Here is a 17,261-nt window from a genome sequence, read left to right on the forward strand (position 1 = left end):
TATTTCCTCCTAGAACAATGCGTTTTCTGGATTAACCTTCTTGACGATGGCATTAACCGTAAGCACCAGGGCAAAGCCGACCAGCGACTGATACAGACCGGCTGCCGCCGACATTCCAATATCATTGAGCTGCATCAAGGCGCGGTAGACATACGTATCAATCGTCTGAGTCGTGCTGTACAGCGCACCAGAGTTCATAGGCACCTGATAGAACAGGCCGAAGTCGGAGTTGAAAATCCGTCCCATGGACATCAGCACCAGCACGATGATCGTCGGCTTCAGCAGCGGCAAGGTAATCATGCGGATCTGCTTCAGCTTCCCGGCCCCGTCAATTTTGGCAGACTCGTAGATGCTCTTGTCGATGCCTGCAATAGAGGCGAAATAGATAATGGAACCGTAGCCTGCCGTCTTCCAGATCTGAATAAGCACCAGCAGATAAGGCCAATATTTCGCCTCCGAATACCAGTTAATCTCCGGAATCCCCAGCGGCCGCAGAATGGAATGATTCACGAATCCGCTATCGGCGTTCAGAAAGGCGAAGACGAGCAGCGAAAGCACGACCATCGAGATCAGATTCGGAAGAATCAGTCCGGTCATGAACAGCTTCGAGTAGAGCTTGTTCAGCAGCTCCGACATCAGAATGGCGATGATAATTGAAACTATGGTACCAAGCGCGATAAAGGCCAGATTGTACAAGAGCGTATTCCGGGTCATAATCCAGGCATCGCTGGTCTGGAACAGAAAGGTGAAGTTCTTGAAGCCGATCCAGTCACTGCCGAAGATGCCCTTCGCATAGTTAACATCCTTGAACGCGATGAACACCCCGAACATGGGAAAGTAGCTGTTGATGAGAAAGTACAGCAGGCCCGGACCCGCCAGAATCAATAAAGGAAGTGTTTTTTTGAGCGGTTTAGATTTAGGTTTGGCTGTCATGCCGGATTCACCTCCATTGCCGAAGGCAGAGCTTCCATAGCGGCTCTACCTTCAGCAGGCTTATTTAAGATTACTATTTTTGCGCGGCTAGCCATTGATCCAGTTGTTGCTGCTTGCTGTCTATAATGTCCTGCGCACCCGCATCCTTCAGCGCACTGTTGAACTTCGCAATAATGGTATCAGGGTCTACCGATCCGCTGACCAGTGCCGGCAGGAATTGACTCACTACGTTGGTCACCGCACTCATCTGCGTCTTCACCTGACCTTGGTCAAAGATAAATCCGAAGTATGGGGATCTGGCGGTATCCTTGTTCTCCTGGAGCTTCAGTTCCACATCCGACCAGTTGATTCCCTCCATCTGATACTGGAGTGACTCGGAGCCTACGATCCCGGAGCTGAGCATCGAGGTATAAGGAACCGTATTGGCGTCCATGCCCTCAGGGAATTTCACATGATGCTCATCCACCTTGAGATAATCCTCCCCTTCGATTCCGAAAAGAATGGTGTTAATCAGCTCTTTGTCGGTATACAGCAGGTTCAGGAACTTGACGGCAGCTTCCGTCTCCTTGGAAGTGCTGGAGACCATCCAGGTTACAGAGTTCACGGCACTGGTATCGAAGTAGAACGGGGCGATCCGCTTGGTCTCAATGTTTTTCCCGACTTGAGCACTCAGCTGCTTGCCAACCTCCATACCGCTGTACCCTCCCAGGAAAGAGAAGCCGCGCCCGGAGGAGACCATCTCCATCGCTGTAATCGTCGTGGTCGCGGTATCCTTCTGCAAGTAGCCCGCATTGAACCACTCCCGCATCATCTGAATCCCATTCTTGAACACATCGGATTCGTAGAAGTTCACGACCTTGCCGCTGTCCCCGATGACCACACCGACTCCGGTGGTATCGGTCAGGTAATCCACCTTGCTGGCACCCTTCATCCAGTTCACAAGTCCCGTATCTGTCGGATTCACATTAATCGGGCCAAACGGAACTACATCCGGTGACTTCTTCTTCACAGCTGCGAAGACCGCAGGCAGATCCTCCACCGATTGGATCGAGTCAGCCGACACTCCTGCGTCTGTCAGCATATCGGCGTTGAAGATAATATTGGTAGGCAGCGCCATGCCTTTATTCACAGGAATCCCGTAGATATGTCCATCCATCGTGGTGGTCTTGAGAATATCCGGACCGAAATCCTTGTCCAGAATGGCGGTTAGCTCCTTACCATGCTCGGGAAGCAGCTCTTCGAGCGGAGCCACCTGACTCTTGGACACATAGTTGGAGAACTGTCCGAGCGTGGTGAAGACGTCCATTTTCTCCCCGCTCTGGAGCGCCAGATTGACCTTCTGGGCATAATCCGCCGGACCGAAGAGCCGGAAATCTACTTTGACACCGATCTTCTCGGTTGTAATAGCATTGATCGCATTCGTCACCTTGCTCAGATCATCGGGAATCCGGTTGAAGGACGGCAAGGCAAACACAATCTCAGCCACCTTGGCCTTAGCTTCTGTATTCCCGGAACCCTCGGATGTTGTATTGGAATTGCCGCCGCAGGCGGAGAGCAGGGAACCGCAGATTACCATAGACAACAGCAGTGAACCTAACCCCTTTTTATTATTCATGATCATGCCTCCTGTTCTATATTTACATTCTCATTGTACTTGCCCTGGAGGGGGGCGGGCTTTCAATAATACGGGCTATTTTTATAAAAAAACGTGCTCAGCAAGAAGCTCCGCTTCTCTCATCGAAAAGCGGAGCTTCCTGCTATAGAGCGGCCTTGTGCTTGGCACGATAGGCGGCCGGTGTTTCGCCGGTCCATTTTTTGAATACCGTCGAGAAATAAGAAATGGTATCAAATCCGGTATCCATCGCGATCTCCCCTATACTGGCCGTACTCTCCAGGAGCATCTGCTTCGCCGCCCGGATGCGGCAGTCGTTCAAATACTCCTTGACCGTCTGCCCGGTCCCGTTCTTGAAGACCTTCGCCAGATAATCCGCTGTCAGATAGACGCTTGCGGCAACATCCTCACGGCTGAGGTCTTGAGTATAGTGGTCCTGGATGAACCGTTTGGCCCGCTCGACCACCCCTTCGGACTGCAGCACCTCCTTGATGGAATCCACCGTCTTGTCTGTCAGCGCCTGCGCCCATTTCATGAAGTCGAACACGCTGCTCTCGGCATCCTGGGCCAATTGCTGGCTGAGCTCGCCCTCAAAGAGGCGGTGTGCCTGAATGTGATGCCGCGCAAGCAGCGAATAGACCACCTGAAGCAGATCCTCACGGATCGAATGGAGCGTAGCCGCATCCAGCTTGTTCAGACTCGTCAGCAGCTCCAGCTCCTTCTTCAGCCGGTTCACAATCTGCGCCTTCTCCTTCTGGACGAACAGCAGGGTGAATAGCTCCGTATCCAGTGTGAAGCGCTCGGTCAGATCCACATGGAAGGGCTTATTCGGCAAATGCAGCTTGCCCCGGAAAATAATATTCGACTCGTCGGCCTGCTCCAGCTCCGTCTTAAGCTGCGCCAGGCGGGAGATCACCCCAGGCTCACTGAAGTAACAGGTAGCCGTACATTTCAGATACTGCCTGGACAGCCGGATGATCTCTCCGGCGCTTGCCTCCAGCTCCTGCATATCCGCCGGACTCTCCACAATGATCGCATTGTAGAATACTTTATCGACCTGATAGGCAATCATCCGGCCGCTGCCCACCCGGCTGCTGAGAATTTCTGAGACCAGATTCGAGAGGGCGTAATGGAAGATGCTCTCGTCCCATTCCCGTTCAATCTGGGAGCGGGGAACACTTACCAGCAGCAGCCTGTACTCCGCATGCGCCTGAACGGCCAGCTCCCGCTTTTGCACCTCACTCTGGATCAGCTGGGGCCGGGGAGAGATCGTCGCCGTCAGCACATCGCTCCAGAAGCTGCGTTCTATCAGATCCTGGTTCTTCAGCCATGCATGGCCCAGCTTGCTGTATTCGCCTAACATGATTTTGTTCTTCAGCGTATCCATCGACTTGCGGAGCGCTGCTTCCAGCTCCTGCTTGTCCAGCGGCTTGACCAGATACGAGTCGGCGTCATACGAGATCGCCTTGGAGGCGAAGGTGAAGCTCTCATGACAGGTCAGGAAAATGAATCCGCCTTCATAGTGACGGTCTCTGGCCCACTTGATCATATCAATGCCAGATCCGCGCGGCATTTCAATATCGCAAATAATCAGATCCGGATCGCCGTTCTCGAAGAGTTGCTTCGCATCCTGTATATTATGAGCGGTGAGCACTTCCGTAATTCCGAATTCCTCCCAATTCACAATGCCGCGCAGCGCTTCAATTGTAGGAATATCATCGTCAATCAGCATACAACGCATATTATCCTCCCTCTAAGCCGGGCTGGCCCCATTCGAGCGGCTTCACAGGAATCCACAGCTCAACCCTGGCACCTGTAGACTGGTTGTTGGACAGCTTAAGCAGATCCTCCCGTTTGTAGAGCAGTCTGAGGGTCTTGCGGATATTGGCAATGCCCACTCTGCCCCCGTCCTCTCCTGCCTCTTCGCGTTCCGGCTGATCCAGCCATTCAGAAGCGAAGCCCGCCCCGTTATCTTCAATGACAATGCTGACAAATGAACTATCGTCTCGCTGCTCCATCCGCACCCTGATGAAGATGGACAGCAGCTCCTGAACGAACATGGCATGCTTGAACGTATTCTCCACAAAGGTCTGAATCATGAACTGTGGAATCGGCACCTGCCGCGCTTCCTCCTGGATCTCGATCATGAAAAAAATCTGTTCAGGATAACGGATCTCCTGCATCCGGATATAATTCTCAGTGTGCCGGATCTCCTCCTCCATCGTCACTTCCATCAGCCCCCCTTTGAACATATACCGGAGATGCTCAGAGAGGCAGTGGATCAGGCGGCGGATCTCCTCATTTTTATTCTGATAGGTTAAGCTGGTGATCGTTGAGATCGCATTCAGGAAAAAATGGGGCCGGATCTGCATCTGCAGATACTTGATCTCGGCGCGGCTGATTTCGATCTGTTCTTCATAGGACTGAATCTTCAGATCCTTGATCTCACTGACCATGGACTCCAGCGCATGGAACAGCTTCAGGAATTCCAGGGAGTAGGGGGTATTCTGCGGAATCTGGTATTCCAGCTGCCCCTGCTCGACCGCCTTCGCCGCCTTCACCAGCTCCAGAATCGGCCTCAGCACATCCCTCGTCAGGAATCTCAGCACCAGCGGCACCACAATGACCGAGAGAACCGCCAGCAGGGCAATCCCCCACTGAATCAGCTTCAGGCCTGAGAACAGACTGCCCTTGGCAACCATTTGAGTCATCTGCCCGAACTCGCCGATCGGTTCAGATACAATCAGGTAATCCCGCTGATACTGCCTGCTTAAGCTCTCAAGCGTCGTCTCTCCCTCCTGCAGAGGGATATTACTCGCTGCCAGTATATTTCCTTTCGAATCACTGAGCACATACCGGTTCTGATCATTCCCTCCCCTGTCGACCATGGCCAGCAGAGTGTCCGCTTTCACTAACGTTCCGAAGCTGACCCCGGAATAAGTAATATATTTGAACAAGTAGGACTCGCCGCGGATCTGGAAGACCTTCCACTCCCCGCTTGATGCTGCCGGAGCCGTACTGAATTTATGCATATTGATAAAATCCACCAGAGCCAGCTTATCCTCCGATTGAATCCGGCGGTTGAACTGCTCCAGCACCAGCTCATCCGAGAGCCTGATGAACATGCCGTCGCTCGAATTATCGCCTGCTATTTTCGACTGCAGGCTATTCTTGAGCTGCTGGACCTTGAAATACCGGTTGTTCTCATCCATTCCCGCCGAATTCACGGCGGCATCCACGTTATGGTCGAACACCTCAATGAGGTCCTTGGAGAAATTGTTGAAATTATTATGAATGTTGGCCTGATAGAGGGCCAGTGTATTACGCGAGCTAGTCAGTGCATTGCTTCGCACAACCTCCAGGGAGTAGATGTTACTCAGAACAAGGATAGACAGCAGGATCGCAAGAATCACTGTCATTTGCAACGAAAATTTGAACACGATACTGTTGGTTCGGATCATCCCCGCCTCTTCCTTTCCCCGGAATTCAGCACGCCCCTGAGCCGATACCTTCTTAGGCCAGACCCAGGGGCGTATAAGTATGCATTTTCTTAAGTGCTTCTTATAAAGTCAATTACCCGCCCAATCCAGCGCAGCTTCGATATGCTTATCCCAGTACACCCAGTTATGGTCGCCCGGGCCCTCTTCATAGTAATGGGCAGCCTGCTCGCCTTCGAGGAACTGATGGAACCGGCGGTTCACATCCAGCAGCATGTCCTCGGTTCCGCACGCTATGTACAGCTCCGGCAGGGCAAGTCCTTGCGCCTTCACGTCACGCACCAGTTGCTCGGGGTCTTTGTCGCTGCCAAGCAGCCTGCTCAGATCACCAAAGACGCTGACATAGTAGGAATAGCTGGCAATTCCGTCTTTATAGTCTGGGGCAATATTGGCCACTCTATACGGAATTAAGGCCGAGGATAAGGCGATGATCCGGCCGAAGCGCTCCGCGTACTTGAGGCCGTTGCGGATCGCACCGTAGCCACCCATTGATAAGCCGCCGATCCAGGTATCCTCTCTGGCTGCTGATAACGGGAACAGCTTGCGGGTGAAGTCTACCAGCTCCCTGCCGATATACTCACCGTAGTATTCTTCCCTAAGCTCATCATTAACATAGAAGCGGTTCTCCCCGGCCGGCATGAATACTGCCACCTGATGCCTGTCTGCCAGCTCCCTGATCCTGGAGAAGTTCAGCCAGTCGTTCTGGCTGCCGGAGAAGCCGTGCAGCAGATAGAGCGATCTCAAGGGCTGGCCCGACCAGGCCGGCAATCCCCAGCCCTCCGGCAGATCCACCGGCAATATGGCCTGGATCGTGACCTCCCGCTTCAGACTTGCCGAGAACAGGCTGATTTGCATTGTAGCCATCATCATTCCCCCTTAACGAATTAGAATCAGACCCAGTATACCGCTTCTTGTCCCTGCTGATCTATATATTCGATAACAGTCTTATAATTCTGAAGGTTAATATGCAACCGGCAATATGCTGTTCCTTGTTCCCACATCAGCCTGATTTCATCCGCCTCTGCCTCCAGCACCCGGAAGGTTCCATGGAAGGCGCTATACTCATTGCGGAAGCGGATCAGCTTCATCAGCCGCTGCACGACCTCCCGCTCACTCTCCGCTGCAATCTCCTCCAGCGTATAGTTATGGCGGTTAATCTCCCGGCCTTCCCCCGTCAGGGCAACCTGCTCCAGATCATTACGGCCAGCCAGCAAGCCTACATAATAGACCTGCGGAATACCCGGTGCGAAGAATTGAATCGCCCTTGCTGCCAGGTACGCATCGTCATCCTCATTCAGCGCACTGTAATACGTGCAGCGGATCTGATGGACATCGAAGCCATCCGGCGCCTTATGCTCCTCGGACAGAATCAGGCTCAGGTTCGCCCCGCGCTCCACGCAGAGATCCACCAGCTCCCGTGCTTCCTTCGTATCGATCAGATCATCCAGATCCGGCTTCACCGGAACCCCGTCATGACAGTCCAGCATCGTGAACTGCTTAGGCGAACGGGTCCGCAGATAGTCGTACAGCGCCGTATTGGATCTGCCGGTAAGCGCCTCAAGCACGCGGTAAGGCAGAATAAAATCATAGATCCAGCAGCCGTATTCCGATAGCTTGGTCTGGATACTGTGATGCGCATGTACCTCCGGCAGCAGCTCTATGTCCAGCGAATCGGCCATCTCCTTAATCCAGTCCAGGAATTCATAGATCTCCGGCTCCACATAGAAACAACTGGTGCCCAGCTTCTTGATCACGTACCCGACCGCATCCAGCCTGACGATCTTGACATTCTGCTCTTTGAAGTTCAGGAAGAACTGCCGCAGCAGGTCGCGGGTAAGCGGAGAATGGATATCCAGATCAATCTGCTCGGAAGGGTCGGTTTTGCCAAAAGTGGTCCAGACCTTCTCTTTCCCCCCTCCAGAAGTTGTGAAGGTAGAGTACGGCAGCGGCCGCCGCAGGAACATCTTCTCGATATCCGCACGCACAGGCTCGCCATGCTCCCAGATTTTGTCCAAGGTAATGAACAGATCCGCATATTTAGAAGCCCGGCCATGCTCCAGGAAGTCCTGGAAATACGGCGATTGCCTGGAGATATGATTGACCATCAGATCCACCAGCACATCGAATTCTGCCCCGATGCTGCGGATATCCTCCCAGGTGCCGAATTCCGGCTCGATCTCCAGATAAGTCAGCGGCGCAAAGCCGCGGTCCCCCGAAGAAGGAAAGGGCGGAAGGATGTGAATCCCCCCGGCAAACAGCCCGGCGAAGGGGCCGCGCAGCACCTGATGAAGCTGCTTCAGGTCTCCGCCCAGCGAATCGGGATAGGTAATTAACTGTACTTGATTCTTCAGTGTCATCTTAAGAAGCCTCCTACAGGTTGAATTGTTGCTTAATGACCGCAAGCGCAGGCAGATCGACTACCGCACCCGTGAATTTCAGTTTGTACGCGCTGACAGCAAATCCAAGCTCCAGCGCCTCTGTGAGCGTATACCCTTTGATAATAGCTGTATAGAATCCGGACCAGAAGGCATCTCCTGCTCCCGTCGTATCTTCAATCTGCGTCGCCTTGGTGGCAAACGACATCGTTTCGCTTCCGGTGGAGACGAGTGCCCCGTCCTTGCCCAGCGTCAGAATGACCAGCTTCGCGCCAAGCGCAAGGAATCTGGCGATCTGCTCCTCCGGCGTGCCGGGACCGAACAGACGCTCAGCATCATCCTCGGAAGGCTTGATGATATCCACCTTCGGGATGATGCTTTTGACATAGGCTACCCCGTCCTCCCCCTTCTGCCAGATCGAGGGATGGTAGTTGGGATCGAAGCCGATCAGCACCTTATGCATCCTTGCCGTCTTGATCACCCGCTCCACTGTCTCACGGGACGGGTTCCTGGAGATCGGCCAGCAGGAGAAGTGGACAATTCTGGAATGAATCAAGGCTTGCTCCAGCGCCTCATTGTACTCCAGCCGGTAATCCGCCGCACGGTAAAAGATCGGAACCGGCGTAGCCTGACTCTTGGTAATCACCACCATACTGGTAGAATCATCGACCTGCTGGATGCCGCTTGTCGCCATTCCGGCGCTCTGCAGCCGGTTCATCAGATAGTTGCCCAGGCTATCCCTGCCCACCGCCGAAGCTACATGCGACCGGATGCCCAGCTTCCCCGCATTAATGGCAATATTTGAAGGCGATCCGCCAAAATACCGGGTATATCCATCACCTACCGTATCCTCGCCGTACTCATTGGAGATCATATCCACGAGCAGCTCGCCCACTGTTAACACATCGTTCGCCTGATCTTCAAACTGTATTGTCTCTCCGAGTCTAAACACCCGCACTCCCCCTTGGTACTCCAGTATCCTTGTGTCATATCCATTCTATGGTCTCTGTGTACACAATACTTTCAAAAACCCGTCCTCTTTTTACAATTTAAGAGTTCAAGGCTCTTGCCAAGGCATGGATGTATCCCTCTCTGGCTCTGCGGCTGACTTCGGCTGCAGGGACAACATGCTCGAAGCCATGATAGCCGCCCGGGTAGAGATGAAGCTCCACTTCTACACCGGCCTGTGCCAGCCGGGCCACATAGTCTATCGTCTCATCACGGAACGGGTCGAGCTGTCCGACACAGGTATAGGCGGGCGGAAGTCCCGCCAGCTGTTCCGCACGGCCGGGTGCCGCATACGGGGAGGTGTCTGTGCCCCCGGCAGGACCGCCCAGGTACATCTCCCATGCCACCAGATTGTTAGCCCGGTTCCACACCGCAGGGTGCGTCACCTCATAGCTGGAAGGTGTAGTGTTGCGGTCATCCAGCATCGGATACAGCGGAAGCTGGAAGCAGAGGGCAGGACCGCCCTTGTCTCTCGCCATCAGCGCCAGTGCAGCTGCCAGACCGCCGCCTGCACTTGCTCCGCCGACGGCAATCCGGGTCAAATCAATGCTCAGCCCATTGTTGATATCGGCCAGCCACACAAGCGCTGCATAAGAGTCCTCAATGGCTGCCGGGTACGGATGCTCCGGGGCAAGGCGGTAATCGGGCGACACGACCACACAGTTGGCCGCGAGGACGAAGCTCTCGCATAACGCATCGTCACCGCTCGGCTGGCCCAGAATATAGCCGCCGCCATGAGTCCAGAGCAGGGCAGGCAGCTTATGCTTACTCCGCTTCGCCGGTTCATAGATTCTGATCCGTACCGGCCCGGAACCGGCAATCAGGACCCGCTCCGTAATGCGGACACGGTCCGATCGTTCTGTAAGCAACGGAATCATATTCCGGGCTGCGGCCAGATCCTCTGGCAAATGCAGCGGCGGCAATCCGGCAATCCCCTCTCTTAATTCCGGGGCCACGCGGTGAATGAAATCCATCTATATTCCCTCCATATCGTTCGAATGTGAATGAATCCTGCGTACTTTAAGTGGTCCCCTTCTCCGATAACCGGACGGGAAGAATCGTCTCCAGCGGGACCGGCTCGCCGGCAATCTGCTGAAGCAGATATTGAACGGCCAGCTCGCCCATTTTCTTGATCGGCTGGACGATGGTCGTCAGATCCTCCGCATCCAGGGCGGCAATTCCGTCATATCCAATGACTTTGACTTGGCCGGGCACGGCTCTGCCCAGCCTTCTGCACTGCTTCAGCACCTGTAGCGCCAGCATATCGCTGCTCGCGAATACGCCGTCCAGCTCAGGACGTTCCTCAAAAAGACTACTGACCAGCTTCTCGTAATCCTTATACTTGAATCCGTTCAGATCGGTTTGCCGGACGGTATATTCAACATCTTGCCCCCTGACCTGCTCCAGGAAGGCGTCATGCCTTTGCTTGGCCAGCAGATTCAGGCGCAGATTCCCGCTGAGATAGGCGATGCTCCGGCATTTTTTACGCAGCAGCAGCCGGGTGGCCAGCACTCCCCCCTGATAGTTATCCGAGGCAATGAACGGAATCGACTTCGAGATCTGCCGGTCCAGCGACACCAGCGGCAGGTTGATCGACTTGTAATCGTTCACGCTCATCGTATGGCTGCCCATGATGATCCCGTCAACCCGGCTGGCCCGCAGCAGATCGATGTACTCTTTCTCTTTTTTCTTATGATGCAGGGAATTGCACAACATAAGCTTATAGCCTTGTTCATAGGCATAGGCCTCAATATGCTTGGTTACCTCTCCGAAGAACGGATGGGAGATATCCGGCAGAATCAGGCCGATAATATTGGACTTCTTGCGCAGTAAGGAGCGTGCCACCTCACTCGGATGGTAATTCAGCTCCTCCATGGCATCGTTCACCTTCTGCTTCAGACTCTCACTGAGGTATCCCCGGTTATTAAGCACACGGGAGACGGTAGTGACGGAGACGCCGACCTTCTCGGCAACATCTTTGATGGTTACAGCCATCCGTACCTCCTGACCCGGGTCAGCCTACTTCCTCTGTTCAGCGGAACAGGGCATGGCTCTGTGTTAACCGGTTAATATAATAGGGCAGCAGCAGCTTTAAAACTATAAGCATGAACCTCGAGCTAATATTAAGCTGATAGGCTACCTGTTGCCGACTTCTACTCTTGGATTCATGTAGGTAATTGTATTTCCTGCAATAGAAAATGCATAGCTAGCCATAATATGAGATTCTATTGCATTTCATACAGTGGAATGTTGTGTTTAGGGTGGAAAATGGCCTCTTTTCAACATTCAATTGTACGGAATACAATAGATTCTATTTTGAAGGCATTTTTACAGCATTCTAATGTACAAAATGCAGCTGCTACCGTTCCAGCACCTACAGCATCCGAAGGACTGCTGCGGGAATATTCACAATATTAAACCTGATGCTCTACTAGGGCAGACGCTGGCAGGGAAGCTGCCAGTCCGGGGTATCAGGTCGTGCCGCGCTCCACAGCCGTTACCGGGAACGTATTCACCATCGCCACCGTCTGGCCCTCGATCTGCTGGACCGCCAGCTCCATAATGGCTTCGCTCATCTCCTGAATCGGCTGCCGGACAGTGCTTAGACGCGGTGAGATCAGCGAGGCAAGCTGCACATCATCATAGCCCACAATGCGCATCGCTGACGGAATCTCCTTGCCGAGCAGGTTGCATGCATGAATGACCTCGGCGGCAATCACATCACTGCTGGCAAATACGCCGTCAATCTCAGGATGCTCCTGAAGGTAGGCGGCAATGGCAGTGTCCCCTCCGGTGTAGCTCCCCTCTTCAACCTCCAGCTGTAAGTACATTGGCGCAAGCCCGGCATGCTTCAGCGCCTCTTCGTACCCCTGCCTTCTCAAGCCGGCCAGCATGAAGTGATGCTGGGGACCGTCGATCCCCCGCTGGATATAGACCGTGTGCCGGCAGCCCTTGCCGATTAATAGCCGGGCAGCCAGCCGGCCGCCCTCCAGATTATCCGAGGTGACCACTGGTATATCCTCTGAGATTACACGGTCGAAGGAGACGATCGGCAGGCCCAGGTGAAGGTAATGCTGCACATCCAGCACGGCACTGCCCATGATGATGGCATCGACCTGGTTTTTTTTGAGCATCTCGATATAATCTACTTCCTTGGAGACGTTGCGGTTGGAATTGCAGAGCAGCAGCTTGTAGCCCTTAAGGTCTGCATAATATTCGAGATAGCCGGTCAGCTCGGCAAAAAAAGGATGGGAAATCGCCGGGATGATCAGCCCGATCATATTCGATTTTTTGCGGAACAGGGCCCGGGCCATTTCATTCGGCTGATAATTCATTTCCTTCATCACCCGGTAGACCTTCTCCTTCGTCTTGTCACTGATATACCCTCTATTGTTAAGGACTCTGGACACTGTATTGACAGAAAGTCCTGCCTGCTTTGCGACGTCCTTCAGATTCGCCATAGGAACCACCTTGCTTTTTAGTTCCAATTATAGATGAATTCGGGTTAGATTTCAGCTATAACGTCAACCTCCCCTATTTCAGCGCTCCCTCCGTGATCCCCTTGATGATCTGTTTTTGCAGGAACAGGTAGATGATCAGCACGGGAATGATCGTCATAATCAGCCCGGCCATCAGCGGCGCATAGTCCACAGAATAGGAGGAGAAGAAGGTATACGTGGACAGCGGCAGTGTCTTCTGATCCGGCGACAGCAGCACCAGACTAGGCAGAAGATAGTCATTCCAGATCCAGAGCACATCGAGCACCAGCAGGGTGACGAACACCGGCTTCAGCAAGGGCAGCACAATACTGAAAAACGTCCGCAGCGTGCTGCTCCCTTCGATAAACGCCGATTCTTCCAGCTCATAAGGAATCCCCTTGATAAAGCCGTGGAACGTGAAGACGCCGAACGGCACTCCGAAGCCGAGATACATGAACAGCAGCGTCAGCTTGGTATTCAGCAGCCCCATATTTCCGTACAGCATCACCATGGGAATCATCAGCACCTGGAAGGGCAGAGCCATGGAGGCCAGCATGAGGAAAAAGAAGATGGAATTCACCTTCCATTTGTAGCGTACGAACAAGTACCCGGTCATCGCCGAGAAAATAATAATGATCGTAACGGAAATCCCCGTAATGATCAGCGAGTTCATGAATCCCTGCATAAAGTCCATATTGTCGAAAGCGCTGGCATAGTTCTTGAAATTAATCGTTGTCGGCAGTGACAGCGGGCTCTCGAAGAATTGCTGGGTGGTCTTGAAGGAATTCATAATAATCAGCAGAAACGGTGTTAAAAAGGCGAACAGCAGCAGGTACAGGAATCCTGTCCGCAGGCCCGAGAGGATGCGCCGGTTAGCATTCATTAAGATTCCACCTCCAGCTTCTTCAGCAGATAGGATTGCGTCAAGGCGATAATCGCTACGACAGCGAACAGAACGACTGCCTCTGCCTGGCCGACACCGTATTGATTGGACAAGAAGGCTTTTTGCACGATATGGTAGGTGGCCAGCTCCGTTGAATTGAACGGTCCGCCCTTGGTTAAGGCCAGGTTGATGTCATACGTTAAGAAGGATCGGGACAGGGAGATGAAAATACAGATGACGATCGCAGGAACCGTCAGCGGCAGGATGATTCTGCGAATCACTGAAGTCCGTCCCGCTCCGTCGATGCTCGCCGCCTCCAGCACATCATTCGGAACGCCGGTGAAGCCCGCGATATAAATGATCATCAGATACCCGACCAGCTGCCAGGCAGTTGCAATGATCAGCGCCCAGAATGCCGTCCCCGTATTCGTCAGCCATGAGGTCTGAAACAGCTCCCAGCCGTATTTCGCACCAAGGTAAGGCAGCACCTGTGAGAAAAGCGTCTGCCACAGGTATCCGAGTACGATCCCGCCGACCAGATTGGGTGTGAAGAAGCCTGTGCGCAGCCATTGTTCCCCTCTCCCGCCTCTCGTCAGGGCGAGTGCGATGAAGAAAGCGAACACATTGGCAATCACCACGGTGAAGAAGACATACTTCAGGGTGAACCACAGCTGCTGAAGGAACACCTTATCCCTGAATACCTCCAGATAATTCGTGAAGCCGATCAGGCTGCTGTCGCCTGTCCGGACATCCCAGTTCGTGAAGGTCAAATATAAGCCGACGATGAACGGTATAATCACAACGGCGGCAAAAGCGAAGATCGAGGGACCTCCGAAGACCAGAAACGTCCCCGCATTCTTCAGTGATAGCTTTTTGTTCATAGTGCTGCCCCCTTTCCTCTTAACAGGCTGAACTGGAGAATGTCCCGGTTCAGCCTGTTCTTTTAGCACAAACGGAGAGATTCTCTATTTCCCTGCATATGATTTCCAGTAATCCTGAACCTCCTGCGCAAGCCCCTGGCGGTCGATATTGCCTACCAGATACTTCTGCATCGCAGCGCCGGTCTTGGCCCAGTAATCCTGCGGCAAGTAATTAATCACACCGATATTGATGATGTTCCCTTGCTTCACATATTCGCTGACGGCATTGGACATGATGTTGGTGCTCTGTGCCTTGAGATCCTTATACGGCATGGACAGCCCCATATCGGTAATAATAGCCTTCTGGCCGTCCTCGCTGCTGACCATCCATTCGATGAACGCTTTGGCGGCTTCCTGCTGCTCCGGCGTAGACTTCGAATCATCGATGGCGAACAGCTTAGGCTCGCTGTAGGCGACTTGCGCGTTGCCGAAATCCTCTGGATTATTGCTAATAGGCAGCGGCAGGATACCGAAGTCAGCATCGCGGCCTTCCAGCGTTCCGATGACCGCCCAGCTCCAGTCTCCCATGAAGTAGAAGGCGGCAGCTCCCTTGGCGAAATCTGCGCTGTCACGGTTATAATCGGCAACGAGCGGGTCGCTCTTACGTGCGTTGTATTTTTTCAACAGATCGAAGGTATCCATCAGTCCGGTAAACTGCGGATTCTCCGTCAGCTTAACCTGCCCGTTCTTCAGCTCCTCCACGAACTTCCGGTTGTCCTCCACCTTCTGCGACTGCAGGGAATAGGTCAATCCCAGATAGTGGGCGCCGAGCGACCAGTCTGCCCCGTGAAGCATGACCGGTGCTTTGCCGGAGGCTTCAATCTTCTTGAAGACCGCTTCCAGATCATCACGGGTCTTCACCGATGCTGGATCAAAGGCACCGCCGATACCCTCTTCTACCGCACGCTTGTTGTACAGCAGACCGTAGCCTTGGGCAGTCCAGGGAATACCCAGGAATTGTCCGTCCAGCAATGCGCCGTCGATGGCTCCCGGATTGGTCAGCTCTTCATACTTCGCCTTCTCCGGCTCTAAATCCAGAAAATCATCCTTATATTGAAGTATGGTGCCTGCATCCAGATTCACGATTGTCGCCGGATTGCCGGAGGCCAGCAGGGATTGGAACTTCTCAAGCTGCGCGCCGCCGATCGGCGTAGGAATCAGTTCAATCGTCACCTGCGGATTCTGCTCATGATACTTCTTGAACAGCTCCTCGAATACTGTATTGACTTCTGCAGAAGTATTGAAGAAAGTTAGCTTAACGTCCTTGGAGGCTTGCTCTGTTTGTGTTCCCCCATTCCCCTTGTCTTCCTTGACAGCACTGTTCGTTGAATTCCCCTTGGAACAGCCTGCGAGTAATCCGGTGACCACCGTCAGAGCGATAGCGAAGCTTGCAGCTTTTCTCAATTTCAACTGAAATCCCCCCATACTTATGATTGTTTTGAATGCGCATACATTTCGGATGCAACTTTATGATAACCGGTTAACATATCTATGTCAATCGGTTATCATATTTAAATTTTAGCTAATTAAAAGGGGTGAGTGCGGCGCTGGCGGCGGTGTGTTCGGTTTTCCGACTACATTTGGACCACGCGCCGTTCCCAGTCGAATTGTAATCGGTTTTTCGATTACATTCAGTCCAAGCACCACGCCCAGGACAATTGTAATCGCTTTTTCGATTACATTCGGACCACGCGCCTCCGCCGCGCCTAATGTGGTCGGTTTTTCGATTACATCCGGCCCAAGCGCCCTCACCGCTGTCCAATGTAATCGGTTTTTCGCATACATCCGCCCCCCCCCCAGCGCTCGCTGCTGCCTATTGTATTTGGTTCTAGCAGGCCAGCAGCAAAAAAGGCTTCAGCTCGAATGAGCCGAAACCTTTGATATCAGGGGATAAGGCATAATCATTTAGGGAGAAGCTGTGCGGAGAAATTGTAATACCAAAGATATCTCCTCGGCGTTCGCTAGACTGTTGGTTAATCTATAATGAATACTCATGCTCCCACCCTTATCATTGCTCTCCCACGATTCTGTCACTAGCTTAACCTCCGGCTTGACGGGAAAAGTCTTGTCATCGACGGCATGGATAGAATCAAGCACCTTCTCTTTTTCTTCCTCAGAAGGGCTATAGTGTCCCATGAAGGCCTCCACAATTCTCCCTGCTTGCTGGTATCCAATCTCGGATCTCGGCAATCGTGTCACCAATTCATAACCTTCAATCAATTGATTATTGTCGAGTCGTATTCGTTGTCCGTACTTTTGATCCTCTGCCGTGAGTTCTTCATTCAGAGTAAGCGTGTTATTCTTATCTTCGTAATCGACCAAGTCCAGAGCGGCAATCCCTTCATCCTTTGTCATGGCAAACACAGTACGATGCTCCTCCACATGGTGAAACAGAGAATCGTAGGGATTGTCTTTTTGACAAGCACTCATAAGAAGCATGAACAAACCTATGAAGACCGCCATTAGGTATTTTCTATTCATCTTTAGTCACCTTCTCCAACAAAAGCATGTTTTTAAAGCCCCACTGCACCTCCATATTATTTTATTCTCTATA

General features: G+C 52.9%; 15 protein-coding genes. All 15 read right to left on the reverse strand.

The features are described 5' to 3' along the window. Positions 1 to 9: 9 nt before the first annotated feature. The 15 genes from NST43_RS21795 to NST43_RS21865 all read right to left on the reverse strand — a co-directional run bounded on the left by NST43_RS21795 (position 10) and on the right by NST43_RS21865 (position 17,188). A complete protein-coding gene (locus NST43_RS21795; RefSeq protein ID WP_209994627.1) occupies positions 10 to 933 on the reverse strand; it encodes an ABC transporter permease subunit in 924 nt (307 codons plus the stop codon). 73 nt (positions 934 to 1,006) lie between these two features. Beyond that, complete coding sequence (locus tag NST43_RS21800; RefSeq protein ID WP_209994628.1) at positions 1,007 to 2,548, reverse strand: extracellular solute-binding protein; 1,542 nt, start codon at positions 2,546 to 2,548, stop codon at positions 1,007 to 1,009. Positions 2,549 to 2,690: 142 nt separating this feature from the next. Next, entirely contained in the window at positions 2,691 to 4,286 is a 1,596-nt protein-coding gene (locus NST43_RS21805; protein ID WP_339219344.1) for a helix-turn-helix domain-containing protein, read from the reverse strand. 1 nt (position 4,287) lies between these two features. Continuing rightward, a complete protein-coding gene (locus NST43_RS21810) occupies positions 4,288 to 6,006 on the reverse strand; it encodes a histidine kinase (RefSeq protein WP_339219345.1) in 1,719 nt (572 codons plus the stop codon). 108 nt (positions 6,007 to 6,114) lie between these two features. After that, positions 6,115 to 6,906: an alpha/beta hydrolase-fold protein gene (locus tag NST43_RS21815; protein ID WP_339219347.1), complete on the reverse strand. Its 792-nt coding sequence runs from the start codon at positions 6,904 to 6,906 to the stop codon at positions 6,115 to 6,117. Positions 6,907 to 6,932: 26 nt separating this feature from the next. Further along, entirely contained in the window at positions 6,933 to 8,399 is a 1,467-nt protein-coding gene (gtfA, locus tag NST43_RS21820) for a sucrose phosphorylase (protein ID WP_339219349.1), read from the reverse strand. Between the two features lie 13 nt (positions 8,400 to 8,412). Then, complete coding sequence (locus NST43_RS21825) at positions 8,413 to 9,369, reverse strand: sugar kinase (RefSeq protein ID WP_339219350.1); 957 nt, start codon at positions 9,367 to 9,369, stop codon at positions 8,413 to 8,415. Positions 9,370 to 9,466: 97 nt separating this feature from the next. Beyond that, positions 9,467 to 10,399, reverse strand: a complete 933-nt coding sequence (locus NST43_RS21830) for an alpha/beta hydrolase (RefSeq protein WP_339219352.1) — start codon at positions 10,397 to 10,399, stop codon at positions 9,467 to 9,469. A 46-nt stretch (positions 10,400 to 10,445) separates the two neighbouring features. After that, on the reverse strand, positions 10,446 to 11,420 hold the full coding sequence (locus tag NST43_RS21835) for a LacI family DNA-binding transcriptional regulator (RefSeq protein ID WP_209994635.1): 975 nt from the start codon (positions 11,418 to 11,420) through the stop codon (positions 10,446 to 10,448). Between the two features lie 476 nt (positions 11,421 to 11,896). Beyond that, the gene (locus NST43_RS21840) at positions 11,897 to 12,886 is read right to left on the reverse strand and encodes a LacI family DNA-binding transcriptional regulator (RefSeq protein ID WP_209988461.1); all 990 of its coding nucleotides are present in this window, start codon (positions 12,884 to 12,886) and stop codon (positions 11,897 to 11,899) included. Positions 12,887 to 12,959: 73 nt separating this feature from the next. After that, positions 12,960 to 13,787, reverse strand: a complete 828-nt coding sequence (locus NST43_RS21845; RefSeq protein WP_209988458.1) for a carbohydrate ABC transporter permease — start codon at positions 13,785 to 13,787, stop codon at positions 12,960 to 12,962. Further along, complete coding sequence (locus NST43_RS21850) at positions 13,787 to 14,668, reverse strand: sugar ABC transporter permease (RefSeq protein ID WP_036699404.1); 882 nt, start codon at positions 14,666 to 14,668, stop codon at positions 13,787 to 13,789. The genes NST43_RS21845 and NST43_RS21850 overlap by 1 nt, the downstream gene beginning before the upstream one ends. Positions 14,669 to 14,752: 84 nt before the next feature. Then, positions 14,753 to 16,117 (reverse strand): ABC transporter substrate-binding protein, encoded by a 1,365-nt coding sequence (locus tag NST43_RS21855; protein ID WP_339219355.1) that lies wholly within the window; start codon positions 16,115 to 16,117, stop codon positions 14,753 to 14,755. A 108-nt stretch (positions 16,118 to 16,225) separates the two neighbouring features. Next, entirely contained in the window at positions 16,226 to 16,492 is a 267-nt protein-coding gene (locus NST43_RS21860) for a hypothetical protein (protein WP_209988453.1), read from the reverse strand. Positions 16,493 to 16,612: 120 nt separating this feature from the next. After that, positions 16,613 to 17,188: a hypothetical protein gene (locus NST43_RS21865; RefSeq protein ID WP_209988450.1), complete on the reverse strand. Its 576-nt coding sequence runs from the start codon at positions 17,186 to 17,188 to the stop codon at positions 16,613 to 16,615. Positions 17,189 to 17,261 lie beyond the last annotated feature (73 nt).

Source organism: Paenibacillus sp. FSL H8-0332 (genome assembly GCF_037963835.1).
Taxonomy (GTDB): Bacteria; Bacillota; Bacilli; order Paenibacillales; family Paenibacillaceae; genus Paenibacillus_AQ; species Paenibacillus_AQ rhizoplanae.

Coding starts and splice junctions, on each gene's coding strand:
- NST43_RS21795 (WP_209994627.1), bottom strand. CDS start 933: ATGACAGCCAAACCTAAATCTAAACCGCTCAAAAAAACACTTCCTTTA.
- NST43_RS21800 (WP_209994628.1), bottom strand. CDS start 2,548: ATGAATAATAAAAAGGGGTTAGGTTCACTGCTGTTGTCTATGGTAATC.
- NST43_RS21805 (WP_339219344.1), bottom strand. CDS start 4,286: ATGCGTTGTATGCTGATTGACGATGATATTCCTACAATTGAAGCGCTG.
- NST43_RS21810 (WP_339219345.1), bottom strand. CDS start 6,006: ATGATCCGAACCAACAGTATCGTGTTCAAATTTTCGTTGCAAATGACA.
- NST43_RS21815 (WP_339219347.1), bottom strand. CDS start 6,906: ATGGCTACAATGCAAATCAGCCTGTTCTCGGCAAGTCTGAAGCGGGAG.
- gtfA (WP_339219349.1), bottom strand. CDS start 8,399: ATGACACTGAAGAATCAAGTACAGTTAATTACCTATCCCGATTCGCTG.
- NST43_RS21830 (WP_339219352.1), bottom strand. CDS start 10,399: ATGGATTTCATTCACCGCGTGGCCCCGGAATTAAGAGAGGGGATTGCC.
- NST43_RS21835 (WP_209994635.1), bottom strand. CDS start 11,420: ATGGCTGTAACCATCAAAGATGTTGCCGAGAAGGTCGGCGTCTCCGTC.
- NST43_RS21840 (WP_209988461.1), bottom strand. CDS start 12,886: ATGGCGAATCTGAAGGACGTCGCAAAGCAGGCAGGACTTTCTGTCAAT.
- NST43_RS21845 (WP_209988458.1), bottom strand. CDS start 13,787: ATGAATGCTAACCGGCGCATCCTCTCGGGCCTGCGGACAGGATTCCTG.
- NST43_RS21850 (WP_036699404.1), bottom strand. CDS start 14,668: ATGAACAAAAAGCTATCACTGAAGAATGCGGGGACGTTTCTGGTCTTC.
- NST43_RS21860 (WP_209988453.1), bottom strand. CDS start 16,492: ATGTATGCGAAAAACCGATTACATTGGACAGCGGTGAGGGCGCTTGGG.
- NST43_RS21865 (WP_209988450.1), bottom strand. CDS start 17,188: ATGAATAGAAAATACCTAATGGCGGTCTTCATAGGTTTGTTCATGCTT.